This is a genomic window from Tenacibaculum sp. TB-53 (assembly GCF_059716285.2).
Map to the genome: position 1 here is coordinate 1,976,647 of NZ_CM202790.1, position 26,076 is coordinate 2,002,722.

The following is a 26,076-nucleotide window of genomic DNA, read 5'->3' on the forward strand; positions in this document are numbered from 1 at the left end:
ATAAATCATGACACAACTACAACGAAAACAGGAGTTTTACAAGCAGTTAACTTTAGCTAAAAAGGCACTTAAAAGCAAAAGCTTTCAGGTGTCTTTTTATCATTTAGAAAACGCTCATGTATTAGGACAAAAACATGTTTATAGACACTCTATATCTCATTATTACATGTTAGTTTACGGAATAAAAACAAACAGCAGTAAAGAAATTATTGGCCAACTTTTTAGAATTATAGCCTCTATTTTATTTACTTTAATTTGGGTACCTACAGGAAACACAGGTGGCTCTAACATATCTGCAATTAAACCTATTCCTGTTAGAAAAGAACTTCAAAAATATTTTTAAAAATAAATGCATCTTTTTACCCTTTTCCTAGTCTATTATATAAACACACAAAACATATAATATCATGAAAAATAATAATCAATGTACCTGCACTTGCGAAGGATGTAAAACAAATGACTGCTCAAATTGTACATGTGAAAACTGCACATGCAACAACTGTAACTGTTAATTAAATCAATTTTTAAATGTTTTGTCACGCTGAATAAAATGAAAAACAAATGTTTATTTATTCAACGTGGCATTTTTCGTAAATTTATAGAATGACAACGCAACAAGTTTGGAAAAAATACGCAGATGATATAAAACACTTTATTTTAAGTAAGGTGAAAGACACTACTGTGACTGATGACCTCTTACAAGAAACATTTATAAAAGTTCACACTAAACTTCATACATTAAACGATATCACCAAACTAAAACCTTGGATTTTTACGATTGCTCGGAATACGATGATGGATTACTTCAAGAATACTAATCAAACAATTGAATTTAAAAATTTTGAAGTTCAAACAGACATAAAAGAACAAGAGCATACCGAGAAAGATTGCTTACGTGGAATCTTACAAAGCTTGCCTAAAAAGTATAGAGATCCACTATTTTTATCAGATATAAAAGGCTTAAAACAGCAAGAAGTTGCTGACATTTTAAAACAAAATTTACCAACCACTAAATCTCAAATTCAACGTGCTCGTAAATTAATTGCTCAAGGTTTTATGGATTGCTGTGGATTTTCACTTAACGAAGAAGGAAAATTAGTAGGTGAAATTCAAGACAAAGAAGATTGTAAAGTTTGTAAGTAGATTTTATTATTCAAATTGCACAAGCTACATTAAAAAAACAATTAAAAAGTACCTTGTTTAAAATATGAATCTATAATTTTTAAAACTTTCGTAACTTTGTGTAAATTCAACACTAAATGAAGATATCACAAAATATAAAAGTTGCTGTAGATGCTGTTGTTTTTGGCTACCAACAAAAAGAACTTTCTGTCTTATTAATAAAAAGAGGCATCGAGCCTTTTAAAGGAGCTTGGGCATTGCCTGGTGGATTGGTTTTAGAAAACGAATCACTAGAACATGCAGTTGAAAGAGAATTATTAGAAGAAACAGGAGTTACTATCGATTATCTTGAACAACTATATACATTCGGAACTCCCAAAAGAGACCCAAGAAACAGAGTTATTTCTGTTACCTATTTTGGTTTGGTAAGTCCCAATCATTTTAAAATTAGTGCTGATACTGATGCCGCTGAAGTACAATGGTTTCCTATTCATGAACTCCCCAAACTAGCATTTGATCACAATCGTATTTTAACCACAGCTTTACAAAGACTTCAAAACAAAATAAACTACCAACCTATTGGTTTTGAATTACTAAAAAAAGAATTTCCTTTTTCTGATTTAGAAAATTTATATCAAACAATCCTTAATCAAAAAATTGATAGACGTAATTTCAGAAAAAAAATTATGAGCTTTGGAATACTTACCGAAACCGACAAAATACACCAGCCTTCTAGTGGTAGACCTGCAAAACTTTTTAAGTTTAATGCTAAGAAGTATAAAGAACTAGAAAAGAAAGGATTCCACTTCGAAATTAAGTTTGCGTAAAAAAAACACTAAAACATTTTTTATTTTAAAAAACCGCATTATATTTGTGTAAAAATTACGCAATATGATTTTAAACTTAGATAAAAGCTTTACTCCTTACGGAACAGAAAACAATGTAGACTATAATTTCTTTACTTTTTCAGGAGGGGAACCACATATTAAAATCATTTCTGAACTTGAAAATGTGTCAGAAGTTACCATTACACATCGCATTCAGTCTTTTAATGATATCGGTACGCTTTTATTGGCTACTAATGCATTAAAAAACACGGGGATTACAAAGTTACACGTTGTCCTTCCCTATTTTCCAGCCGCTCGTCAAGACAGATTAATGGTATCAGGCGAACCATTATCGGTAAAAGTATATGCAGATATTATAAATGCGCAAAACTTTAAGTCAGTAACTGTTTTCGATCCACATTCTGAGGTAACTCCTGCCCTATTGAATAACTGTAAGGTTATCGATAATCACAAATTTATAGAGCTAGTTACACAACAGCTTTCAGAAGATTTGACATTAATCTCTCCTGATGGTGGTGCTTTAAAAAAGATATACAAAGTTGCTGCTTACCTTCAAAACTATGAAGTAGTTGAATGCTCAAAAAGCAGAAACGTAAAAACAGGTCAGTTGACAGGTTTTAAAGTATATACTGATGACTTACAAGGAAAAGATTGTTTGATAGTAGATGATATTTGTGATGGTGGAGGTACTTTTCTAGGGCTAGCTAAAGAACTAAAAGCTAAGAATGCAGGAAACTTATACTTAGCGATAAGTCACGGAATATTTAGTAAAGGTTTTGATGAACTTGAAAAACACTTCACCAAAATTTTTACAACAGATAGTTTTAAAACTATAGAAAACGATAATTGCATACAGATTGAATTGGGAAAATTGCTATAAAAATCATAAAAAACTACTATGAAAAATAACATTATAAAGTCAACATTTATTGGATTGGCTGTAGCTGATGCTCTAGGGGTACCTGTGGAGTTTAAAAACAGGCAAGAGTTAAAACAAAACCCTGTAATAAACATGAGAGAGTTTGGAACACATCATCAACCCAAAGGAACTTGGTCAGATGATAGTTCTCTTACATTTTGTTTAGCTGAAAGTTTATGTCAAGGATACGATTTAGTGGATATTTCATATAAATTTATCCAATGGATGAATGCTGAGATATGGACTCCACACGGTAATGTTTTTGATATCGGAATCCAAACGCGAAAAGCGATTGAACAACTTTCAAAAATCATAAATAAAAAAGACTATAAAGAACTAGAAATTTTAAAATATTCTGATGATGAATATACAAATGGTAATGGTTCATTAATGAGAATTGTTCCTTTACTCTTTTACATAAAGGATAAAAAAATAAATGACCAGTTTAATATTATTTGGCATGTTTCATCACTAACACATCCCCACATAAGATCGGCAATTTCTTGTTTAATATATTTAAAATTAGCTGAACATATTTTAAATGGATTTTCAACTGTAGATTCATATAAAAAGATGCAAAAGGAAATTACTGTCTTTTTTTCAGAAAGAAATATTTCTTCTTACGAGCAAAATTATTTCTCTAGAATTTTAAAGCAAGATATATCTAGTTTAAAAGAAGAAGATATAAATTCCAGTGGCTATGTTCTACATACATTAGAAGCTTCACTTTGGTGTTTACTTATCACTTCTAATTATAGTGAAGCAGTTTTAAAAGCTGTAAATTTAGGGGATGATACTGATACTACAGCTACTATAGTTGGAGCTATTGCTGGTATGTACTATGGAATAGATAATATATCTCAAGAATGGGTAGATTCATTAGTAAGAAAAGATGATATTCTTCAATTAAGTCTACAATTTGCTAAAAAATACAACTATGACAATTAAAATTATAAAAGGAGATATTACAAAAGTAAGAGTTGACATTATAGTTAATGCTGCTAATTCAAGTTTATTAGGAGGAAGTGGTGTCGATGGAGCTATACACAGAGCGGGCGGCTCTTCTATTTTAGAAGAATGCCAACAAATTAGGAACAAACAAGGTAAATGTAAAACTGGGGAAGCTGTAATTACAACTGCAGGAAATCTTCCTGCTAAAAAAGTTATACATACTGTTGGCCCTGTGTACCAAGAAGGAAAAAATAACGAGAAAGAATTATTAGCCAACTGTTATAAAAACAGCCTGTTACTTGCTAAAGAAAACAATTTGCATTCCATCGCTTTTCCTTGCATTAGTACAGGGATTTATCGCTTTCCTAAACAAGTAGCAGCTGAAGTAGCTCTTTCAACAATAAAAAGTACTCCAATATTAGATGAAGTAATTTTTGTATGTTTTGATAATGAAAGCTACATGATATATAAAAAAATATTAAATGATGAGTAATATCAACTATATAAAAGGAGACGCAACCCTACCAAAACAAGAAGGTAGTAAAATTATTGTTCATGTTTGCAATGATATTGGTGGTTGGGGAAAGGGTTTTGTAATGGCAATTTCTAAAAGGTGGAAAGCTCCTGAAAAAGAATATCGTAACTGGTATAAAACTAAAGAAAATTTTAGTTTAGGAGAAGTTCAATTTATACAAGTTGAAGAAGATTTATGGGTAACAAATCTTATAGGGCAACACAAAATTAGAAAAGATGAAAATGGTAATCCTCCAATTCGTTATAAAGCTATTCAACAAGGATTACAAAAAGTACATGAAAAAGCAAAAGAGTTGAACGCATCCGTTCATATGCCAAGAATTGGCTGTGGATTGGCTGGGGGAAAATGGGGTAAAATAAAACCCTTAATTATAAAAGAACTCATTGAAAATTCTGTTTCTACTACAGTATATGACTTTGAATAAAATTGAAAAAAATGAATGAGAGAAATACAAAAAGAATAAGTAAGTTTTTAAGCCTGATATTAAGGCATCAGCCTGAAAAAATTGGGCTAAAATTAGACATCAACGGATGGGCTTCAATAGAAGAACTTTTGAACAAATCAAGTAACAACGGAGTTACTTTTACAAAAGATGAATTGGAGTTTATCGTAAAAAACAATGACAAACAACGATTTTCATTAAATGAAAATCAAACAAAAATAAGAGCCAATCAAGGACACTCTTTAAAAAATGTAACCATAGTAACTGAAACAAAGACTCCTCCTCCCTTTTTATATCATGGAACAGTAGCTAAATTTATTCCTTCCATAAAAGAAAACGGATTACAAAAAATGAGTAGGCAACATGTTCATTTGAGTTCCGATGTAGAAACTGCTAAAAAAGTAGGCAGTAGAAGAGGTAAACCTATAATTTTGACTGTTCAGTCAGGTGCTATGCATAAAAAAAATTATGAGTTCTTTTTATCTGAAAATGGAGTTTGGTTAACTAACCTTGTCCCGGCTGAATTTATTGATTTTTTAGATTTATAATAGTATGAAAACATTTGTCATTGGTGATATTCATGGAGGCTTAAAAGCCTTACCCCAAGTTTTTAAAAAAGCCAAAATCACTATAGAAGATACCTTAATTTTTCTTGGTGATTATGTAGATGGCTGGAGTGAATCTGCACAAGTCATTGATTTTTTAATAGAGTTAAACAAAAAGCATGAATGTATTTTCATTAAAGGAAATCATGATTTGTGGTGTGAAGATTGGTTGAGAACTGGTGAAGGTGAAACCATTTGGTTAGCACATGGTGGAGAAGAAACCAAAAAGAGTTACGAATCTTATTCAGAAGAACAAAAAAATGAACATCTAGCATTTTTTCAACAAATGAAACCTTACCATATCGATAGTAAAAATCGTTTGTTTATTCATGCTGGATTTACCTCTATGCACGGAGTTGAAAAAGAGACATTTAAATTAAATTATCATTTTGATAGAACCTTATGGGAAACAGCGTTGGCTACTGATAAAAACTTATCTGAAAAATCTGAACTATATCCTGAAAGGTTTACACACTACTCAGAAATATACATTGGTCACACCCCAACTATACGCTATAGTTCATCAATACCTATAAACGCCTTAAACTTATGGAACATTGATACAGGAGCTGCATTTACAGGATGTTTAACAATTATGGATATCAACAACAAAGAGTTTTGGCAAAGTGACCAAGTAAAAAATTTGTATCCAAATGAAAAAGGGAGAAATTAAAATTCTCTATAAACTCATCTAAATAATAATACTTTGAAATATAATAATAAAACAATAATAGCACGTTACAACAATAATGAAAACTTAAGTTTCTTATTTTTTTGGGGGCATCAACCCAACAAGGATGGAAGCGTCGGTAAAAGCTGTTTCAGCCAGTGGTGGAAAGCTTCTTTTGAAATCGATGGTATTACCTACCCTACTGCTGAGCATTATATGATGGCTAGTAAAGCGAAAGTGTTTAATGATGAAGAAACTTTACAAGAAATCCTTTCTGTTAGTACACCTCATCAAGTAAAAAAACTAGGGAGGAAGGTTAAGAACTTTTCTCCAAAAGCATGGGATCAACACAAATTCGAAATCGTCGTAAAAGCCAATCATGCTAAATTTTCTCAAAATAAAGACTTAAAAGAATTTTTATTAAATACAAAAGATAGAATTATAGTAGAAGCAAGCCCTGTTGATTCTATATGGGGAATTGGAATGGCTGCTGACAACCCTAATGTTACTAATCCAGAGTTATGGAAAGGGCACAATTTATTAGGGTATGTCTTAATGGAAGTTAGAGATTTATTAAACAAAAATTCATAAGCATTTGATTATAAAATTTTGGATATAATTAAACATAAAATTGTGAATTTATACAATGTTTTATTGGGTATAGCTATAGGAGACGCTTTTGGTGCCGGTTTAGAATTTCAAGATAGAAATTGGATTCAAAAAAATGTAGATTTTACCAAGTTCATCAACGTACGCCACTTAATTAAGGTCTCAACTGATAAGTTAAGTGCTTTTACAGAAAATTATTACGATTGGCAATACACAGATGATACAGAAATGACTATTGGACTTATAAAAGCTCTCTATTCAAAAGAAGAGTTTAATGAGAGTTTATTAGTAGAAAAATGGGAAGATGAATACAACAAAGGGAAACATGAAAAAGGCCACGGCAGAAATGGCCATGGGTCAATGAGATGGTTTTTCTCTGGAGAAATGACAATTGAAGAAATTAAAAACTTTCAAAGAAATAGGTCAACTCCTGGAAATGCTCCAGCCATGAGATCAGTCCCATTAGGTTTCATTCCTTCGAATCTCATTAATAAATATGCAAAGATTAATGCTAACGCAACACATCCTAATATAAATGCCATACTTAGTAGTCAATGTATTGCAAGAGCTACTGAGTACTTACTTGTAAAAAAAGGAAATAAAGAAAACCTCATAAAATACTGTATAGAAAAAGTAAATCTAAATGATGAATATAAAAATTACCTTACCTCCGTTAATAAGATAAAATCAAATGAGATATTAACTAAGGGTAATTACGAAACATTGTGCGGACATCAACCGATAAGAAAACCATATTTTTTAAATGGGATTAACGGTATGCCATCAGATTCAAAATATACCACAGGCAGTGTTCTATATATCTTAAAAAATAGTACAAGTGCTTTTGATGCTCTTAAGAAATCTATTTTTCTTGGAGGTGATGTTGACTCTGTAGCATCTATAACAACAGGAATTAACTCAGGATTGTATGGAATTGGAAGCCTTCCTGACTTTATGATTGAGAATGTTGAAGAGAAACAATATATAAAAGAAATATCTTCTCGTTTTAATCAATATTTAGAGGAAATAAACTAAAATTTCAAAAGATTTAATTGTCAGTTAATTTTAATTTGCGTAATTTTGACACAAACAAAATAACATACTATGAATCCATTATTATATACAGACGGTTACAAAGTAGACCACAGAAGACAATACCCTAACAATACTACCTTAGTATATTCAAACTGGACACCAAGAAAAAGTAGGATTCAAGGAGTTGAAAAGGTAGTCTTTTTCGGACTACAATACTTCATTAAAAAATATATTATTGAAGAATTTCAAACCAACTTCTTTAACAAACCAAAAGAAGAAATTTGCAAACAATACAGTAGAAGAATCAATAATTATTTAGGTGAAAACTCTGTAGGTATAGAACATATTGCTGCATTACACGATTTAGGATACATTCCTATGGTTTTTAAAGCATTACCAGAGGGTGTTGAGGTTCCAATCAGAGTACCCATGTTTACCATGTATAATACATTGCCAGAATTCTTTTGGTTAACCAATTACTTTGAAACTTTATTATCTACCACTGTTTGGTTACCATGTAATTCTGCAACCATTGCAAAACAGTACAGAAAAATATTAGACAAATACGCACAAGAAACCTCATCTGTTCCTGAAATGGTAGATTGGCAAGGACACGACTTTTCTATGAGAGGAATGGCTGGTTTAGAAGCTGCTGAAATGAGTGCTGCTGGTCACTTATTAAGTTTTACTGGTACAGATACAATTCCTGCTGTAGACTTTTTAGAAAAATATTACAATGCAAATTCTGATAATGAATTGATTGGTGGTTCTGTTGCAGCAACTGAACACTCTGTAATGTGTATGGGAACCAATAGTGGTGAAGAAGATACTTTTAAAAGATTAATTACTGAGGTATATCCAAACGGTATCGTTTCTATTGTTTCTGATACGTGGGATTTATGGAAAGTTCTTACCGAATACTTACCTAATCTAAAAGAAGAAGTCTTAGCCAGAGATGGAAAAGTAGTCATAAGACCAGACAGCGGGGATCCAGTAGATATTATTTGCGGAAATCAAAACGGTAAAACAGTAGAAGAACAAAAAGGAGTCATACAACTGCTTTGGGAAGTTTTTGGAGGAACAACCAACACAAAAGGATATAAAGAACTAGATAGTCATATTGGAGCTATCTATGGCGATAGCATTACCCTTGAAAGAGCCACACAAATTTGTGAACGTTTAAAACAAAAAGGGTTTGCCTCTACCAACGTAGTCTTAGGAATTGGTTCTTTTACCTATCAATACAACACCAGAGATACCTTTGGATTTGCCATGAAAGCTACTTACGGAGAAGTAGATGGAGAAGGAAGAGAAATTTTTAAAGACCCAATTACCGATGACGGAACTAAAAAATCTGCTAAAGGATTATTAAAAATAACGCTAGAAGATGGAAAATATAAATTACACGATCAAATAAGTTGGGAAGAAGAACAAAAAGGCGAATTACGAGAAGTTTTTAAAGACGGAAAATTGTTAGTTGATGAAAAACTAAGTGAAATAAGACTCCGTACTAAAAACAGCGTATTAGAATTTTCAGAATAACAAAAAGCAGGAATTTTACTCCTGCTTTTTTGCTATTTAAAAACCTACTAAAAACACTAAATACCAACACCTTACAAACTACTTAATTTGCTTAATTCTTGATTTTTTCATATCTTAATTGCAACTAAAAAAGAAACTTATGACAGATCAAGAACAGAAAAGACTCGATACAATGAACTCTGTTTTAGTTAAAATGGAAGACATTAAAAACACGCAAAAAAGTTTAATTGAAAAAATTGGTGTGGTTGAAGTTCAACTATTCGATATCCAGTCAAAAGACTTAGACAAAGAACTCGAAAAAGTAATGGTAAGAGCTTCTGACACCTTAAATATTATAAAACAAGCTACCGAAGCTTTTGAAATGAAACGAAACCGTTTAGAAAACGAAGCATAAATAAAAAATCCGCCTAACAGCGGATTTTTATTTTTATCGTCTCTTCTTTTTAAAACCTTTATTCTTTCTTCTAGAAGGCTTTGATGGTTTATACGTTACAGTATCATCAAAGGTATTTTTAGCTTTTCCTGCTTTATTTTTTCGCCAAGAAGTGTCTTCTGGAAGTAACTTTTTCAATAAATCTGTACGTCCAACTTTGTTTAACGTATCTTTAATCCATTGCTTATTTTCCTTTTTATACCAAAAGAAAAACTTGTGCTGATCTTCCTTCTCCTTTTTAGTTTTCGGAGTTTTTACCTCTTTTAAAGTATACGGATGATATCCACTGTAATAAATTACCGTAGCCACAGTCATAGGTGTTGGCGTAAATCCTTGTACCTGTTCTAGCTGAAAGCCCATATCTTTAGTCTCCGCAGCTAAGTTTGCCATGTCTTCTGCCTCACAAGCTGGGTGACTCGAAATAAAATATGGTATTAATTGAAGTTTTAATTTCTTTTTAATATTAATACGATCAAACCTATCTTTAAATAAATGAAAATACTTAAACGACGGTTTACGCATTAACTTTAGTACAGGATCAGAAGTGTGTTCTGGTGCTACTTTTAATCGCCCAGAAACGTGTTTTGTCATCACCTCTTCTGTATACGCATCTAACTCTTTAGGGTCCGCATTTTTATTGAACTCAGGCACTAACATATCGTGTCGAATACCACTACCAATAAATGATTTTTTCACCTTCGGATGTGCATCAACAGCTTGATATAATTCAGTTAATGGTTTGTGTGAGGTATCTAAATTACTACAAATTACGGGTGAAATACACGACGGAGCAACACATTTGTCGCAAATCGATTGTACTTTACCTTTCATTTTATACATATTCGCAGAAGGCCCACCAATATCAGATAAATACCCTTTAAAATCATCCATTTGGGCAACTTGATCTACTTCTTTTAAAACAGATTCTTGACTCCTACTCGCAATAAACTTTCCTTGGTGTGCTGAAATAGTACAAAAACTACACCCTCCAAAACATCCACGGTGAATATTAATAGAAAACTTAATCATTTCAAACGCAGGAATAGGTCCGCGTTTGTTATACTTTGGATGCGGTAATCGTGTAAAAGGCAAATCAAACGAAGCATCAATTTCTTCCTCTGTCATTGTTGGAAACGGCGGATTAATCATCAACTTTTTATTCCCAACCTTTTGAAAAATACGACGTGCATATAGTTTGTTCGACTCCTGCTCTATCACTTTAAAATTAGAAGCATAGGCTTTCTTATCCTTCAAACAAGTTTCATGCGAGCTAATTTCTACATCATCCCAGTTCTTATTTTTCGGAGTTTTTTCATTGCCATCTAATAAAACTGCTGTCTGCTTAATTGTTTTTAAGCTCGAAAATGGTACACCTTTTTGCAACAACTCAACAATTTCTCTTAGTGGCTGCTCTCCCATTCCGTAGACCAACATATCGGCTTTAGAAGTTTCTAAAATCGTTGGTAATAATTTATCAGACCAATAATCGTAATGCGTAACACGACGTAACGAAGCCTCAATTCCTCCAATTAATACAGGAACATCTGGGAACTTTTCTTTTAAAATTTTAGAATATACTGAAGTCGCATAATCAGGTCTAAATCCTTTATCTCCATTAGGAGTGTAAGCATCTTTATCACGACGGCGCTTACTAGCCGTGTAATTACTAACCATGGGATCCATACAACCACCGGTAACTGCAAAAAATAATCTTGGAGTTCCTAGCTTTTCAAAATCTTGTAAATTATCGTGTACACTTGGTTGCGGAACAATTGCCACACGCAAGCCATAACTCTCTAAAATACGTCCAATTACTGCAGGACCAAATGATGGATGATCTACATATGCATCTCCACTGAATAGGATTACGTCTAATTCATCCCATCCTCTTAACTTCACCTCCTTTTTCGTAGTCGGTAACCAATCTGAAAGTCGTCTAATTCTCATGCCGCTGCAAAGGTACGGGGTTTTATTTACACTACAATACAGTAAAAAACTGAAAACTAGCCATAAATAAAGAAAAAACTATACATCAAAACATCTCTTTAACAATTAATTAAGATAATTCTGGTAGTAGTTTTGCTAAATTCCGCACTTATTTATTCAATTAATTTTTACAATGACTAAAAAAATACTTTCAACTATTTTAGTGGTATTTCTTGCTTTAGGAGTTTCTTTGAATGCAGAAGCACAACGAAAGAAGAAAAAAAACACAAAAAAAGAGACTCCCGCTAAAAAAGACAAACCTAAAAAAGGCGGTATACAACCTTATGAAAAGGTAGTTACCAAAAAACACAAAACAGACGAAGGTTTGTTTAAGGTGCACTCAAAAGACGCTAACTATTTATTTGAAATTCCAGATTCTCTTCTTAATCGTGAAATGCTTATGGTGACTAGAATTGCCAAAACAGCTAGCGGTATTGGTTTTGGTGGTGGAAAACAAAATACACAAGTGTTGCGTTGGGTAAAAAACAAGAAACAAATTTTACTAAAAGTAGTTTCTCACAATGTTGTAGCAGACACCATTTTACCGGTACACGAAGCCGTTGTAAACTCTAATTTTGAACCTATCCTATTTGCTTTTCCAATCAAAGCATTTAGCAAAGACTCAACAGCTACTGTAATTGATGCTAGTCCACTTTTTGAAGCTGATGTAAAAGCAATTACTTTTCCACAAAGAAGCAGAAAACGTTATAAGATTTCTAAAATGGATAAAACAAGATCTTATATTGACAGAATTAGTAGTTATCCTCAAAACATAGAAGTTAGAAATGTAAAAACTTACATTGCTGGGAATCCTCCATCAAACTCAAGTGTAGGTTCTGTAACTATGGAATTGAGTAACTCTATGATTTTACTTCCTAAAACACCTATGAAAAGACGTTATTTTGACGAACGTGTAGGATGGTTTACGAGTTCTCAAACAGATTATGGTTTAGATGTTCAAAAAAGTAAATCAGTTACCTATTTAGACAGATGGCGTTTAGAAGTAAAAGACGAAGATTTAGAAAAGTTTAAAAGAGGTGAATTAGTAGAGCCTAAGAAACAAATCGTATACTACATTGACAGGGCTACACCAAAAAAATGGCGTAAGTACATCAAACAAGGTATTGAAGATTGGCAAATTGCTTTTGAAGCAGCTGGATTTAAAAATGCCATCATCGCTAAAGATGCTCCTACTAAAGAAGAAGACCCTGATTGGAGCCCCGAAGATGTACGTTACTCTGTAGTTCGTTATTTAGCTTCTCCAATTCCTAATGCGAATGGACCTCACGTTAGTGACCCTCGTTCAGGAGAAATTTTAGAATCTGACATTAACTGGTATCATAATGTAATGACCTTATTACACAACTGGTTTTTTGTACAAACAGCTGCAATCAATCCAGATGCAAGAGGAAATCAATTTAAAGATGAAGTTATGGGGCGTTTAATCCGTTTTGTTTCTTCTCATGAAGTTGGACATACATTAGGACTCCCTCATAACATGGGAAGTTCTGTTGCATATCCTGTAGATTCTTTACGTTCTGCTGAATTTACTAAAAAGAACGGAACAGCTCCTTCAATCATGGATTATGCTCGTTTTAACTATGTAGCACAACCAGAAGACAAAGGAGTTGCTTTAATGCCTAATATTGGACCTTACGATAAATATGCTATCAACTGGGGATACAGACCAATCTTAGATAAATCAGCTGAAGATGAAAAAACAATCTTAAATCAGTGGATTAAAGAAAAAGCAGGAAATCCTGTGTATAGATTCGGACACCAACAAGTTCGTAATATCATTGACCCTAGTTCTCAAACAGAAGATTTAGGTGACGATGCCATGAAAGCAAGTGCTTATGGTATTAAAAACTTACAACGTATTTTACCTCGTTTAGAAGAGTGGACTACTGAAGATGGTGAAACTTACGAAGAGTTAAAAACTATGTACGGACAAGTAGTTGGACAGTTTAACAGATATATGGGACACGTAAGTTCTAATATTGGTGGTGTATATGAATACTTTAAAACTGCCGATCAAGACGGTGCTGTATACATTCATGTTCCAAAAGAGCATCAAAAAAGAGCTTTACAATTTGTAAATAACGAATTGTTTAAAACTCCTACTTGGTTAATTGATGAAAACATCATCAGTAAAACACAACACTCAGGAATTATTGAGCGTATTAGAGGTTTACAAGTACAAACCTTAAATAGGGTTTTAAAAACTGGAAGATTAACACGTATGATTGAGAATGAAACTTTAAACGGAACTAAAGCATATTCTCTTATTGAAATGATGGGAGATTTACGTAAAGGTATTTGGAGTGAAGTATACGCTAACAAAACCATTGATCCGTATCGTAGAAATTTACAACGTGCACATTTAGACAGATTGGACTTTTTACTAAACAAAGCAAAAGACCAAAAAGCACCAAGAAGTGATAGAGGCTATTTTAAACAAACAGCGGTTACTATTAATCAATCAGATATTAAACCTGTGGTAAGAGGAGAGCTAAAACGTTTACAAAAAGATATTAAACGTAGTATTCCTTCTACTCGTAACACAATAACCCGTTACCACTTACAAGATGCAGCAGATAGAATAGACACTATTCTAAACCCAAACAACTAATTTTTCTTACATAACAGCAATCTAGTAGATTGCTGTTATTTTTATACTTTTATTATACATCAACAAAACCAAATGAAAAAAAACTTAATTCTATTCTTTATAGTTGCAATTTCATTTGCTAGTTGTACTAAAAAAACAACAGTAAAGAAAGCTGAAAAGAAAGAAAACACTTACGTTAAAGACCATTACACTAAAAAAGAGGTGAAAATTACAATGAGAGATGGTGTAAAACTACACGCCACTATCTATTCACCAAAAGACACTAGTAAAACCTACCCTATTTTACTACAACGTACTCCGTATAGTTGCCAACCTTATGGAGAAGATAAATTTAGAAGGAAAATTGGTCCAAACCCAGTTTTAATGAAAGAAGGAAACATCATAGTATATCAAGATGTTCGCGGACGTTGGATGAGTGAAGGAGTGTATGACAATATGCGTGCTTACATTCCTAATAAAACAGAAAAACAAACCGATGAAACTACCGATACCTATGACACTATCGATTGGCTAGTGAACAATGTAGCTAACAATAATGGTAAGGTAGGTACATGGGGAATTTCATACCCTGGTCATTATGCTACTGTTTCAACCATTGATGCACACCCTGCTTTAAAAGCTGCTTCACCACAAGCGTGTATTGGTGATTTCTTTTTTGACGATTTTCATCATAACGGAGCTTTTTTATTAAGCTATTTCAAAGCTATTTCTTTATTCGGAACTTACAAAGATCAACCAACTGATTCTGCTTGGTACTCGTTTCCTGACATGAAAACTCAAGACCAATATCAGTTTTTCTTAGATAAAGGGCCATTAAAAAACTTAAACGAATATTTTCAATACGATAAGCTAGATACCAAAGTTGCCGATAACAAAGAGCGTATTGATGATTTCTTTTGGAAGGAAATTGTAGAACACCCTAATTACGACTCGGTATGGCAAAGCAAAGGAATCATTCAACATTTAGATAAAGTTCCTTCTACAGTAGCAACAATGATTGTTGGAGGTGAATTTGATGCAGAGGACTTATACGGGCCTTTAGAAACTTACAAAAACATTGAAAAAAATCAACCAAACAACTATAATACAATTGTTTTTGGACCTTGGGATCATGGCGGATGGTCTAGAAATAAAGTAGCTAACAAAGTTGGTAACTACTACTTTGGAGATTCCATCTCTTTAAAATTCCAAAAAGAAGTAGAAACAAAATTCTTTAATCACTTCTTAAAAGGTGATGGTACTAAAAACTCAGGATTACCAGAAGCCTATGTTTTTGATACAGGTAAAAAAACGTGGAAATCATACGATGTATGGCCACCAAAAAATGCTCAAAAACAAACATTTTTCCTTTCAGAAAACCAAAACTTATCAATCATTCCCCCAGCTCATAAAAAATACATAAAGCCTGTCAATTTTATAAGTGATATTAAACGTCCTGTGCCTTATTCAGAAGATATCAAAACGGTATTTACTCCGCGTAAATATATGACAGATGATCAGCGTTTTGCTGCTCGAAGACCTGATGTATTGGTATTTGAAACAGAGGTATTAACAGAAGATTTTACCCTTGCTGGTGATATTTTAGCAAAGCTACAAGTAGCTACTACAGGTTCAGCAGCCGATTGGATTGTGAAGGTTGTTGATGTGCATCCTGCTGATTTAAAAAACGACAACAAAGAAATGCAATCACATTTAAAACTAAGCAACTACCACTTAATGGTACGTAGTGAAGTAATGCGTGGACGTTTTAGAAATAGTTTTTCAAATCCAGAACCTTTTACACCAAATAAGAAAACAGCCGTAAATATTAAACTACAAGATGTTTTCCATACGTTTAAAAAAGGACATAAAGTGCAAATACAAGTACAAAGTACTTGGTTTCCTTTAATTGATTTGAATCCGCAAACCTATGTAGATAATATTTACAAAGCAGACGAAAAAGATTTTAAAACACAAACACACTCAGTATTTACCGATTCTAGTATAGAATTTACAGTGTTAAAATAACAACAAACTTTTTTCTATTTAAAAACTCACAACACTTAAGTATTGTGAGTTTTTTTATTTTAGAATTTATAACTCTAAATAACAATACGTACCTTTATCTTTAAATAATAATGTATTTTATGAACTGGATTTATTTAATTATAGCTGGTATTTTTGAAATAGGATGGCCTTTAGGCTTAAAGCTTTCTCAAAACGTTCAATATAAATTCTTAGGCATTTGTATGGCTATTATTTGTATGGCTACCAGTGGATATTTTTTATGGTTAGCTCAAAAAACAATTCCTATGGGAACAGCTTATGCTGTTTGGACAGGTATAGGCGCTGTAGGCACTTTACTTGTTGGTATTATATTTTTAGGAGACTCAGCCAACATTTGGCGTCTTATTTCTGCATCATTAATTGTATTTGGAATAGTAGGACTAAAACTAGCCAATTAAATTATTATTTTATTCTCAAAAAAACTAACTGTGCCTAAAAAATATTTTTTCCTTCTTTTTTTAAACTTTCATTTTATAACATACGGACAAGAGAATTACCCTGTTCCTCCTAAAAACTCTAATAGCCTTTTTTACATACAACACAGCAATAATTTTAACACATATGTATACGATGTTAATCTTAAAAACTCTAAGTTAAACACCAAAAAGCCTATCAAAGAATACAGAATACTATATACCAAAAATGCTGAAGTTAAGCCTCTAACTCCAACACAAAAAAGGCTTGCTTATGGTATGGTATTGCTTAATGCAGATGATAATTCTTTTAAATTTAGGCTAGCTGCTTCTTCAAAACTTGTTTTTAATTTAGAGAAAAAAAACAATCGTTACAAAATTTTTGTAAACCATAATACAACAAAAATATACCTAGACAGAATGTTCTTAAATATTAATGGAACTGGTTTAAGTACTGAAATAAAATCGGTTATTCTTTACGGAAAAGACTACAATACCAATAAAAAAATTGAAATTAAAGTTGAAGACTTTTAAACGATAAAACAATCTTATATAAATCTAGACACAAAAATTGATCTTTGAGTTTAATTTAAAATACTAGGTGATAATCCCTCCTATTAGAACTTTTTAACGCTACTACAGGAGAGGTGATTCACACCATTCATTCTGGTAGTATACAAATGCTGACCGATGTATAACTGGAACCTACCTCAAACGGTAATGGAAGCAAAACCTGACCCTGCTTATTCTACTTGGGGTGGAGGCTCTGGTGTTGTAGTGATTTACGGAATTGCCAAACCTGCTCAAACTCCACTTGCTAGTGCTGTTAGTGGGGTTTAAAATATATACTATTAAATAAGCGTCTGTTTTAAAGACGCTTATTTAACTAACCCTATTAAATTAAACTCTTAGTACTCTTTTTATTTTTTTATATTTGGATGAAAAGTACTTATAGAAAACTGTTAGCTGCAAGTTTAACCTAAACCTATGAATCAAATTCCAGATAAATTAAAAGACTTTTATGACTCAATTGAAAACCTGAATTCATTGACCATATGGAATATTCATCGAGAACTGAAAGTAACAGCTAAAATAGAAGGAGATTGGAAAAAGAAAGTTATTGTAGAAAGAAAGTCTCTGAATTACAATCTAAATAAAGGAGAGTTACTTACGAATGTGCAAGTCACAGATTCACAAGGACAAATAACAAGTATTGGTTTAGAAAAGGAAGACATTGAATATCTGAAAGAGCGACTAGACTTCACTCAAAATTCTTGGCTAAAATCAAGATATTCTCATTTACTCTGGCAAGAAATAAGGCATAATAAATATGCTGAAGTTGCCATTGATAATTATATTGCTACAATTAATAGAATTAAGGCAGAAGAATCTCGAGAATTACCAATTATTCTTTCAGCAATTTTGTTTATTTCAAAGAAAACAAAGAAGAAGTTAGAGGTCGCAAAAGAAGTAGCTATTACCCTCATTAATGATTTACCAAATTGGTTTAAGCCAAATATTTTAAACTCTATCTTAGAAAATAACATTTTTTCAAAAGAAGAATTAAATGATATTGCTTTAAAAGTACCAAGCTGGGTTGAAGATGAAAACCCAGTTTCATATTTTGCAAATAAGCAAAAATTAGAAGCAGGAATACAACTTTATAAGTTACTAGAACTTCCACTTAATCAACTATATGAACTACTAGCAAAAAATGAAGATTTAATTCTAGAACAACATCAGGAGGACACAGACTTTGTCAAGTATACAACAATTGGAACAAAAGCTAAATATTTAAGACTGGCAGGCAAATTGGAGGAAGCTGAAGATAATCTTAAAGAGTATAATAGACTGAAGCAAACCGTAAAACTTGGAAAAGTAAGTTGGCAACTTGGGGAAAAGGAAACTGAAATGTTCAACAAGTATCTTGATATGAAATCAAAAGTCATATTAGATATGCCAACAGAAGGAGTACTTGCATTCTTCTCTATTAACGAAGATATTCTTGTTGACCCTGAAGAAAATCTAAAAAACGCTGAGAAAACGATTAAAAACTCTATACGTAGTCTATTTAGCACAAGTGTCTTTGATATAAATAGCAACTTCAAGAACTTAGAAGATTCAGAAAAAATTGATAAAGAAGTTATTCAGAGCTATACCATTTCTCATGGGGTTAAATGCTTTAGTCTTTTTCTGAAAGTTTTCGTTGATGGAATTTTAACTGGTAAACTGAACTATTATAAAATCTACGACTTTTTTGAATCACAAACTTGGTACGGCACTAAATTCAAAAGAGGTATGACCGATAATGAAATTGACCAAAATTCAAATTGGTTAACAATGCTTGCACCTGGAATTCATAATCTTATAGCCCAATTTGAACTTTCGGTATTAATGAACACCAATAAAATCAACAACTTCATTTTAGCAATGGATTCTTTGACATTAAAATTTGAAGGAGCGCTAAGAGATTTTATTAGACTATCTGGAGGAAATACATCAACATCAAAAAGAGGAGAAATAAAGGAACAACTACTTGAAGAACTTTTGGAAAACGATACAACGAAAAAATATTTTACGGAAAAGGACATAGAGCTTTTTAAATTTACATTTACTCAAAAAGGAAAGAACTTGAGAAATAATATTGCTCATTCATTTCTACAATTCTCAGATTATAATTTACAGGCTGTAACATTAGTTTTTTTCTGTATTTTAAGGCTTGGAAAATATACATTTAACGAAAAAACCAGTAGCTAACACTGTGTATAATCCATTACTACTAAAGGCTCACTTTCGAATATCCTAGCGGATTTTCTATTCGGTTTGTATTTACTAAATTAGTTACTTCAAACACGTTCACAACCACCTCAAAAACTCCTCTCTAGGAATTTCTCTCGCGCCTAAACTTGCTAAATGGTCGTTATATACTTGGCAATCGATGAGTTTGTAACCTCCCTTTTGTGCTAAATGGATAAAAGCTACTTTACTCATATTACTTACTTTGCTAAACATACTTTCGCCACAAAACACCCCATTTCCTAAATCTACTCCGTACAAACCTGCAACTAGTTTGTCATCTATCCATACTTCAATAGATTTTGCATAGCCTTTATCGTGTAAATTAATATAAGCATCTTCCATTTCATCGGTAATCCAAGTACCTAATTGATCAAAACGATTGATGTGTCGGCAATTAAAAATCACCTCGTCAAAAGCCTTGTTTTCCGTTATCATAAAACCACCTTTTCGTAATACCTGTTTCATTGATTTGGAAATCTTCACTTCCTCAGGAAATAACACCATACGCTCCCATGGAGAATACCAAACAATCGGCTCCCCTTCATTAAACCACGGAAAAATTCCATGTTGGTAGGCATACACCAATCGTTCAGCCGATAAATCACCGCCCAAAGCCAGTAAACCATCATCAGTAGCCAACTCATACGGAGGAAACTCTATTTTTTCAGAAAGCCAAATCATTCGTTATATTCTTTTTTACAAAAATACTATATCCGCCAATTCAACATCAACGTTTTATCAATAAAAGAGACTATTCAATAAAACAAAGTATAGTCACCATCAGCGAAGCTCGCTGACGTTTCCTCAACATAACGGAGCCATCAGCGTGACGCGCTGGCGTTTCCTCAACACAACGGAATCATCAGCGTGACGCGCTGGCGTTTCCTCAACACAACGAAACCATCAGCGTGACGCGCTGGCGTTTCCTCAACACAACGAAACCTTCAGCGTGACGCGCTGACGTTTCCTCAACACAACGGAACCATTAGCGTGACGCGCTGAGGTTTCCTCAATAAACTCTTAAAACAAGGTAAGTCCTAACAAATAAATTACGCTACCTACCACCATTGCAATTAACGTGTAGGGTAAAATTTCTTTTGCTTTTAGTTTTGTAATTCCTAATAAAGGTAATGCCCAAAAAGGCTGTAACATGTTAGTTATTTGGTCTCCGTATGCTAGTGCCATAATTGCTTTAGGCAACGGAACCCCTAATTTTAACGCACTTTCTACCACAATAGGTCCTTGTACAATCCACTGTCCTCCCCCACTCGGCACAAAAACATTAACCAAACCTGCACTAAAAAACGTAAATATGGGTAAGGTCGTTGCAGTTGCTATCGACACGAAAAAGTCAGAAATTAAAGTAACCATTCCCGTGCTTTTCATCACCCCCATAATACCAAAATACAATGGAAACTGAATTAAAATTCCGGAAACATCACTAATCGATTCTCCCACAGCGTTCGTAAACTTTTTAAAACTTCCGTGAAGGATAATTCCTAACCCTAACATAAAAAAGTTTATGAGATTCGGTGTAATTTTTAACTGTTGAATATCTGCCCAATAACGATAACCAAACGCTACTAAAATCAGCACACCAAAAACAATTGCTAACCATTGAGAACTATCCAATCTTTCTGCTTGTGTGCTAACCTTTTCATCAGTATGCATTTTATATTCTGGTAAATTAATCGCCGTTGGAGCTGCTTTCTTTCCTAAAAAATAAAAGGTTGCCGACACCACAGCTACTACCACGGAAAAAATCAGCAAATTCCACCAACTAAAAATGGTTTGAGAATAATCAATCACATCAGGTATTTGAGCTAAAACCTCATCCGAAGAAACCGATTGCATAATACTTTTAATATGTCCGCTTTCGTTAATTTTTATCGGTGCCGATCCAGAAATTCCACCATGCCAAACCATCAATCCCATATAACCCGCCGCTCCAATAATTGGGTAATTTAGTTTGATATTGTGTTGTTGAGCATGTTCTGCTACTTTACGTGCCAACAAAGCACCAAAAATGAGTCCTAGCCCCCAATTAAAGAAAGCTACCAACATAGTAGTACAACTTACAATAGCTGCACTGTTTGCTGTGTTGGTACAGAATTTTGTTACTTTTAAAATTAAATTACTCACAGGCTTACTCAACACCAACACATGCCCTAATACCAAAATCAACATCATTTGATAGGCAAAAACGAGTAATCCGTTAGACCAAATTCCGTTTTCCCAAAATTGTAACACCTCTAAAGAATAGTTTACTACTGAACTTTCTGCTGGTTTTGTAAAAAACAGTGCTAATAAAAGAGTTACCAGTGTTAATAATATAGCGATGGTAAAAGGTGAGGGTAAATATTTTTTAAAAACATTTTCTATAACCTGCGTAATCTTCATTGTTTAAAGTTTGATTTGCTAAAAATAATCAAATAGAATAAATAGTTTTTTACCTAGTTTTGCAATATGGTAAAAGAACTTCAATTACGTGTTAATTTAGTAGAAGAACGCAAAGACAATATTTTACAGCTAAAAGCTGCTAAGAAGCTAGGTATTAATATAGCTGATATTACTAGCGTAAAGGTGTTACGTAAATCGATTGATGCACGTAAAAAAGAAGTTATTTTTAACTATAAGGTAGCGGTATACGTTAACGAACCGCAACCTGATACTCCTGATTATATTTTTGAATATCAAGACGTATCGAATGCGAAAGAAATTCATATTGTAGGTTTTGGTCCTGCGGGAATGTATGCAGCACTTCGTTGTATTGAGTTAGGCTATAAACCTATTGTACTTGAACGTGGTAAAAATGTACAAGATCGTCGTAGAGATTTACGTGCTATTAACCAATTTCATGAAGTAAACCCAGATTCTAACTATTGTTTTGGTGAAGGTGGTGCAGGAACGTATTCTGACGGAAAATTATACACCCGTAGTTTAAAGCGTGGTGATGTTCGTAAAATATTTGAAAATTTAGTATATCACGGTGCTACCGATCAAATTTTAGTCGATGCACATCCGCACATAGGAACGAACAAACTTCCGAAGATTATTCAAAATATCCGCGAAACGATTTTAAAACATGGGGGTGAAGTTCATTTTGAAACCCGTGTGACCGATTTTATCGTTAAAAACAATAAACTACAAGCTATACAGTTACAAAACGGGACTGAAATGGCTGTAAATGCTGTTGTTTTGGCTACTGGGCATTCTGCAAGAGATATATACGAACTATTGCATAAAAAAGACATTTTGCTAAAAGCGAAATCGTTTGCGATGGGAGTTCGTGTAGAACATCCGCAAGAAATTATCGATCAAATTCAATATAGTTGTTCAGGTAAACGTGATGAGTTATTACCTGCTGCTGCATATAGTTTAGTACACCAAGTAGGAAACCGTGGAGTGTATTCTTTCTGTATGTGTCCTGGTGGATTCATTGTTCCTGCGGCAACTGCTAATGGTGAAGTGGTGGTAAACGGAATGTCGCCTTCGCGTCGTAATAACAAGTTTGCCAACTCGGGTATTGTCGTTGAAATTAATGTTGATAAAGATTTACCTAAGTATGAAAAATACGGAGTTTTAAAAGGCTTACAATATCAAAAAGATTTAGAAAAGTTAGCGTTTAACGCAGGCGGAAGAAGTCAAGTTGCTCCAGCGCAACGTTTAACCGATTTTGTGGAAGGTAGATTGTCTTCTTCTTTAAATGACTGTTCGTATCAACCCGGATTAAATTCTTCTCCGCTACATTCGTTACTTCCTAAATTAATTGGAAGCAGATTGCGTAAAGGTTTTGCGGCTTTCGGACAAAAGATGCACGGGTATTATACTGCGGAAGCAAACATTGTTGGGGTGGAATCTAGAACCTCATCGCCTGTAAATATTCCTAGAAAAGAAAACCTTGAACATCCACAAATTGATGGGCTCTTTCCTTGTGGTGAAGGTGGTGGTTATGCCGGTGGTATTATTTCAGCTGCTATGGACGGTGAACGTTGTGCTGAGGCTGCTATTACAAACCTGTAATAATTAACAACTATTTGTTAGTGTAATTTCTAATTACCTCGTACTTTTGCTATTCCTAAAAATTAGATGCTTTTTTTAGCGATGAGTAAAAAGAATAAAAAAAATAACAAAAAGAAAATAGATAAACCGCATTATAAACGTTTACACAACTATTATAATCGCACTGGTTTTTATATGTTTATATGGGTAAGCTTAAAAAAAGCTTTCTGGCCAATTGTAGGCGTTATTGTAGGGTTATTATTATTTAACAAGTATGTTTATAATATTAACGATGGTTTACAAACCATGACCGAAACCTTTTCTAGAACAGGAGTTTTAATTACTTTTTTTATCTCTGAAACAATTTTAGGATTAATTCCGCCAGAAATTTTCATCGCATGGTCTAAGAAAACTGAAGATCCTATTGTAAATATTTCTTTGTTAGCTACCTTATCTTATTTAGGAGGTTTGTGTGCTTATTTTATAGGAAGAGCTTCTTTAAAGATTGACTCTGTAAGAAATTATTTAGAGGTTAAAATGGCTAAAAACCTTAAAAACACAAGTAAATGGGGAGGTTTTTTAATTTTGGTAGGTGCACTATTACCACTACCCTTTGCCATTAGCTGTTTAACTGCTGGTATGATTAAATATCCTTTTAAAAATGTAGTTTTTGTAGGCTTATTTCGTTTTGCTCGTTTTGCTATTTATGCATGGGCTATTTTTTCAGTAGTAAATTAACTTAAAATAATTATGGGACTAACTAACAACGATATTTTTAAAAAGCTACGAGTAGCACATAAATTAAGAGATACTGATATTATTGACATCTGCTCTTTGGTAGATTTTAAAGTTTCTAAATCGGAAATCAACGCTATTTTTAGAAAAGAAGATCACCCTAAGTATATGGAATGCGGTGATCAGTTTTTACGTAACTTTTTAAACGGATTAATTATTCATTTAAGAGGTCCGATGCCTGAGAAAAAGCCAACAAAAAAGTAACCACACCACTAACACTTATATAATTAAAAAACCTTCTGATTTAATATCAGAAGGTTTTTATTTCCCCTTAAATTTTTCAATCAATAATTATTTATTGAATGATTATACTACAAATATATAACTGATTTTCAACTTATTAAAAGGGATAACCGTAAGTAAATATGTAGTTTTCCGCAAAAACATAAAAAGAGCGCAAATTTTGCGCTCTTTTTTGTTGTATTCATATTTTTTCTAAGTATTCTTAGAAAGGTAGGTCATCTGGTTCGTTTGCAGATAAATCTGGAGCTGGTTCAAATTGATCAGCAGGTGGAATGTTTTGAGGAGCTGCTTGTGCTAAGTTTTCAATTCTCCATCCTTGAACAGAATTAAAGTATTTTGCTTCTCCTTGTGGGTTAATCCATTCTCTTCCTCTTAAATTAATAGAAACCTTTACATCTTGCCCTACTTGATAATTATTTAATAAATCACATTTATCTTGAATAAACTCAATCATTATCATTTGTGGGTACTGCTCATCAGTAGTTACAACCATTTCACGCTTTCTAAATCCGTTAGATCCAAATGTTTGCGTTTCGTTAATTAATTTGATTTTCCCTATTACTTCCATTTCTTATCTATTTAATTAAAAGTACCTTCCAAGCACTTTCTACATCATTGTTTTGTAAATACTCTTGTGCAAAAGTATGTTTTTTTTCAGTTGAAATACCCACAAATTGTGAATGTTCTTTTGCAAAGTTATTAACAGCTTCTTCTGTAGGTAGCTGTTCTACATTACCTAACATCCCTAAATTATTTCCTGTTAATATACTACTGTTTCTTATTTCAGCAGGTATTTGGTCTACTCCAATTCCTAAGGTAGTTAGTGGTTTTGGTATTTCAAAAAAGCCATCTCTGGCTCTACTGTAATAATTTCCTCCTGCTCTGGCTACTAAATCTATTTTATGTTGATCTATACTACCATCTTCTGCTAACACATTTTCGTTTACGTGTAGTTTTACTACTTCACACACAATTAAGTTTCCTGCTCCGCCTTCTTCACCTGTATAAATAATGTCTTTTACTTTACACTCAAATTGTACAGGAGATTCTGCTACTCTAAACGGCTTTACCTCATCTGAAGGTAACATTGTAAAACCAGCTTTTATAAATTCATTAACTCCTTTAGGATACATCGTACTACTCAACGACATTTGCTGAACAATATCGTAATTTACAATATTAATAACCACTTCTCTGGTTGCTTCAGCATTGTCTAACGTATGTTTGGTTTTATTTCCTCTTACACTACGTGCTGGAGAAAAAATCATAATTGGTGGGTTTGCCCCAAATACATTAAAAAAACTAAATGGTGATAAATTTGGATTTCCATCTGCATCTACAGTACTTGCAAAAGCAATAGGTCTTGGAGCTACAGCTCCTAATAAATATCCATGCAGTTTAGAAGTTGGTATATCTTTAGGATTTATTGATAACATTCTATATAATTTT

At 33.0% G+C, this 26,076-nt stretch carries 27 protein-coding genes; 22 read left to right on the forward strand and 5 right to left on the reverse strand.

Going from position 1 to position 26,076, the window contains the following annotated elements:
- Positions 1-7: 7 nt before the first annotated feature.
- From AC3VJB_RS08975 to AC3VJB_RS09035, 13 genes are all read left to right on the forward strand, one after another.
- Positions 8-343 (forward strand): DUF3703 domain-containing protein, encoded by a 336-nt coding sequence (locus AC3VJB_RS08975; RefSeq protein ID WP_047788484.1) that lies wholly within the window; start codon positions 8-10, stop codon positions 341-343.
- Between the two features lie 260 nt (positions 344-603).
- Entirely contained in the window at positions 604-1,143 is a 540-nt protein-coding gene (locus AC3VJB_RS08980) for a sigma-70 family RNA polymerase sigma factor (RefSeq protein WP_047788485.1), read from the forward strand.
- A gap of 116 nt (positions 1,144-1,259) precedes the next feature.
- On the forward strand, positions 1,260-1,949 hold the full coding sequence (locus tag AC3VJB_RS08985; RefSeq protein WP_073181655.1) for an NUDIX domain-containing protein: 690 nt from the start codon (positions 1,260-1,262) through the stop codon (positions 1,947-1,949).
- 64 nt (positions 1,950-2,013) lie between these two features.
- The gene (prs, locus tag AC3VJB_RS08990) at positions 2,014-2,850 is read left to right on the forward strand and encodes a ribose-phosphate diphosphokinase (RefSeq protein ID WP_437823065.1); all 837 of its coding nucleotides are present in this window, start codon (positions 2,014-2,016) and stop codon (positions 2,848-2,850) included.
- Positions 2,851-2,868: 18 nt separating this feature from the next.
- A complete protein-coding gene (locus tag AC3VJB_RS08995; protein ID WP_497667049.1) occupies positions 2,869-3,837 on the forward strand; it encodes an ADP-ribosylglycohydrolase family protein in 969 nt (322 codons plus the stop codon).
- Positions 3,827-4,333, forward strand: coding sequence for an O-acetyl-ADP-ribose deacetylase (locus AC3VJB_RS09000; RefSeq protein ID WP_073181659.1), 507 nt, complete (start codon positions 3,827-3,829; stop codon positions 4,331-4,333). The genes AC3VJB_RS08995 and AC3VJB_RS09000 overlap by 11 nt, the downstream gene beginning before the upstream one ends.
- The gene (locus tag AC3VJB_RS09005) at positions 4,326-4,799 is read left to right on the forward strand and encodes a macro domain-containing protein (protein WP_437825048.1); all 474 of its coding nucleotides are present in this window, start codon (positions 4,326-4,328) and stop codon (positions 4,797-4,799) included. Before AC3VJB_RS09000 ends, AC3VJB_RS09005 begins: the two co-directional genes overlap by 8 nt.
- 11 nt (positions 4,800-4,810) lie before the next feature.
- Positions 4,811-5,365, forward strand: coding sequence for an RNA 2'-phosphotransferase (locus AC3VJB_RS09010; RefSeq protein ID WP_437823067.1), 555 nt, complete (start codon positions 4,811-4,813; stop codon positions 5,363-5,365).
- Between the two features lie 4 nt (positions 5,366-5,369).
- Positions 5,370-6,095: a metallophosphoesterase gene (locus AC3VJB_RS09015; protein WP_437823069.1), complete on the forward strand. Its 726-nt coding sequence runs from the start codon at positions 5,370-5,372 to the stop codon at positions 6,093-6,095.
- Between the two features lie 33 nt (positions 6,096-6,128).
- Positions 6,129-6,683, forward strand: a complete 555-nt coding sequence (gene ybiA, locus AC3VJB_RS09020) for a riboflavin biosynthesis intermediates N-glycosidase (protein WP_437823071.1) — start codon at positions 6,129-6,131, stop codon at positions 6,681-6,683.
- A gap of 42 nt (positions 6,684-6,725) precedes the next feature.
- Positions 6,726-7,736, forward strand: a complete 1,011-nt coding sequence (locus tag AC3VJB_RS09025) for an ADP-ribosylglycohydrolase family protein (protein ID WP_437823073.1) — start codon at positions 6,726-6,728, stop codon at positions 7,734-7,736.
- 69 nt (positions 7,737-7,805) lie between these two features.
- Positions 7,806-9,278 (forward strand): nicotinate phosphoribosyltransferase, encoded by a 1,473-nt coding sequence (locus AC3VJB_RS09030; protein WP_437823075.1) that lies wholly within the window; start codon positions 7,806-7,808, stop codon positions 9,276-9,278.
- A gap of 139 nt (positions 9,279-9,417) precedes the next feature.
- Complete coding sequence (locus AC3VJB_RS09035) at positions 9,418-9,672, forward strand: hypothetical protein (protein WP_047788492.1); 255 nt, start codon at positions 9,418-9,420, stop codon at positions 9,670-9,672.
- 33 nt (positions 9,673-9,705) lie between these two features.
- Here the strand turns inward: AC3VJB_RS09035 and AC3VJB_RS09040 are convergent, their stop codons facing one another.
- Entirely contained in the window at positions 9,706-11,658 is a 1,953-nt protein-coding gene (locus AC3VJB_RS09040) for a YgiQ family radical SAM protein (protein WP_394420640.1), read from the reverse strand.
- A 172-nt stretch (positions 11,659-11,830) separates the two neighbouring features.
- On the opposite strand from AC3VJB_RS09040, the gene AC3VJB_RS09045 reads away from it, so the two are divergent.
- The 6 genes from AC3VJB_RS09045 to AC3VJB_RS09070 all read left to right on the forward strand — a co-directional run bounded on the left by AC3VJB_RS09045 (position 11,831) and on the right by AC3VJB_RS09070 (position 19,545).
- Positions 11,831-14,329, forward strand: coding sequence for a zinc-dependent metalloprotease (locus AC3VJB_RS09045; RefSeq protein WP_437823078.1), 2,499 nt, complete (start codon positions 11,831-11,833; stop codon positions 14,327-14,329).
- Between the two features lie 72 nt (positions 14,330-14,401).
- Entirely contained in the window at positions 14,402-16,336 is a 1,935-nt protein-coding gene (locus tag AC3VJB_RS09050) for a CocE/NonD family hydrolase (protein WP_437823080.1), read from the forward strand.
- Between the two features lie 119 nt (positions 16,337-16,455).
- Positions 16,456-16,773 carry a DMT family transporter gene (locus AC3VJB_RS09055; protein WP_159489803.1) on the forward strand — a complete coding sequence of 106 codons (318 nt, stop codon included), beginning with the start codon at positions 16,456-16,458 and terminating at the stop codon, positions 16,771-16,773.
- A gap of 30 nt (positions 16,774-16,803) precedes the next feature.
- Positions 16,804-17,322 (forward strand): DUF4833 domain-containing protein, encoded by a 519-nt coding sequence (locus AC3VJB_RS09060; RefSeq protein ID WP_159489801.1) that lies wholly within the window; start codon positions 16,804-16,806, stop codon positions 17,320-17,322.
- A gap of 156 nt (positions 17,323-17,478) precedes the next feature.
- The gene (locus tag AC3VJB_RS09065; RefSeq protein WP_497667050.1) at positions 17,479-17,628 is read left to right on the forward strand and encodes a hypothetical protein; all 150 of its coding nucleotides are present in this window, start codon (positions 17,479-17,481) and stop codon (positions 17,626-17,628) included.
- 147 nt (positions 17,629-17,775) lie between these two features.
- Positions 17,776-19,545 carry a DUF7380 domain-containing protein gene (locus tag AC3VJB_RS09070; RefSeq protein ID WP_159613494.1) on the forward strand — a complete coding sequence of 590 codons (1,770 nt, stop codon included), beginning with the start codon at positions 17,776-17,778 and terminating at the stop codon, positions 19,543-19,545.
- A 99-nt stretch (positions 19,546-19,644) separates the two neighbouring features.
- On the opposite strand, the gene aat is transcribed toward AC3VJB_RS09070, so the two are convergent.
- Positions 19,645-20,268, reverse strand: coding sequence for a leucyl/phenylalanyl-tRNA--protein transferase (gene aat, locus AC3VJB_RS09075; RefSeq protein ID WP_281979752.1), 624 nt, complete (start codon positions 20,266-20,268; stop codon positions 19,645-19,647).
- A 339-nt stretch (positions 20,269-20,607) separates the two neighbouring features.
- Positions 20,608-21,987 (reverse strand): short-chain fatty acid transporter, encoded by a 1,380-nt coding sequence (locus AC3VJB_RS09080; RefSeq protein WP_497667051.1) that lies wholly within the window; start codon positions 21,985-21,987, stop codon positions 20,608-20,610.
- A gap of 66 nt (positions 21,988-22,053) precedes the next feature.
- On the opposite strand from AC3VJB_RS09080, the gene AC3VJB_RS09085 reads away from it, so the two are divergent.
- From AC3VJB_RS09085 to AC3VJB_RS09095, 3 genes are all read left to right on the forward strand, one after another.
- Positions 22,054-23,610, forward strand: coding sequence for an NAD(P)/FAD-dependent oxidoreductase (locus AC3VJB_RS09085; protein WP_497667052.1), 1,557 nt, complete (start codon positions 22,054-22,056; stop codon positions 23,608-23,610).
- 81 nt (positions 23,611-23,691) lie between these two features.
- Complete coding sequence (locus AC3VJB_RS09090; protein WP_047788676.1) at positions 23,692-24,327, forward strand: YqaA family protein; 636 nt, start codon at positions 23,692-23,694, stop codon at positions 24,325-24,327.
- A gap of 12 nt (positions 24,328-24,339) precedes the next feature.
- Complete coding sequence (locus AC3VJB_RS09095) at positions 24,340-24,588, forward strand: DUF1456 family protein (protein WP_073181707.1); 249 nt, start codon at positions 24,340-24,342, stop codon at positions 24,586-24,588.
- Between the two features lie 241 nt (positions 24,589-24,829).
- Here the strand turns inward: AC3VJB_RS09095 and AC3VJB_RS09100 are convergent, their stop codons facing one another.
- Positions 24,830-25,195 carry a DUF3127 domain-containing protein gene (locus AC3VJB_RS09100; protein ID WP_047788508.1) on the reverse strand — a complete coding sequence of 122 codons (366 nt, stop codon included), beginning with the start codon at positions 25,193-25,195 and terminating at the stop codon, positions 24,830-24,832.
- Positions 25,196-25,202: 7 nt separating this feature from the next.
- Positions 25,203-26,063: a flavin reductase family protein gene (locus AC3VJB_RS09105; RefSeq protein ID WP_167713211.1), complete on the reverse strand. Its 861-nt coding sequence runs from the start codon at positions 26,061-26,063 to the stop codon at positions 25,203-25,205.
- Between the last annotated feature and the right edge of the window lie 13 nt (positions 26,064-26,076).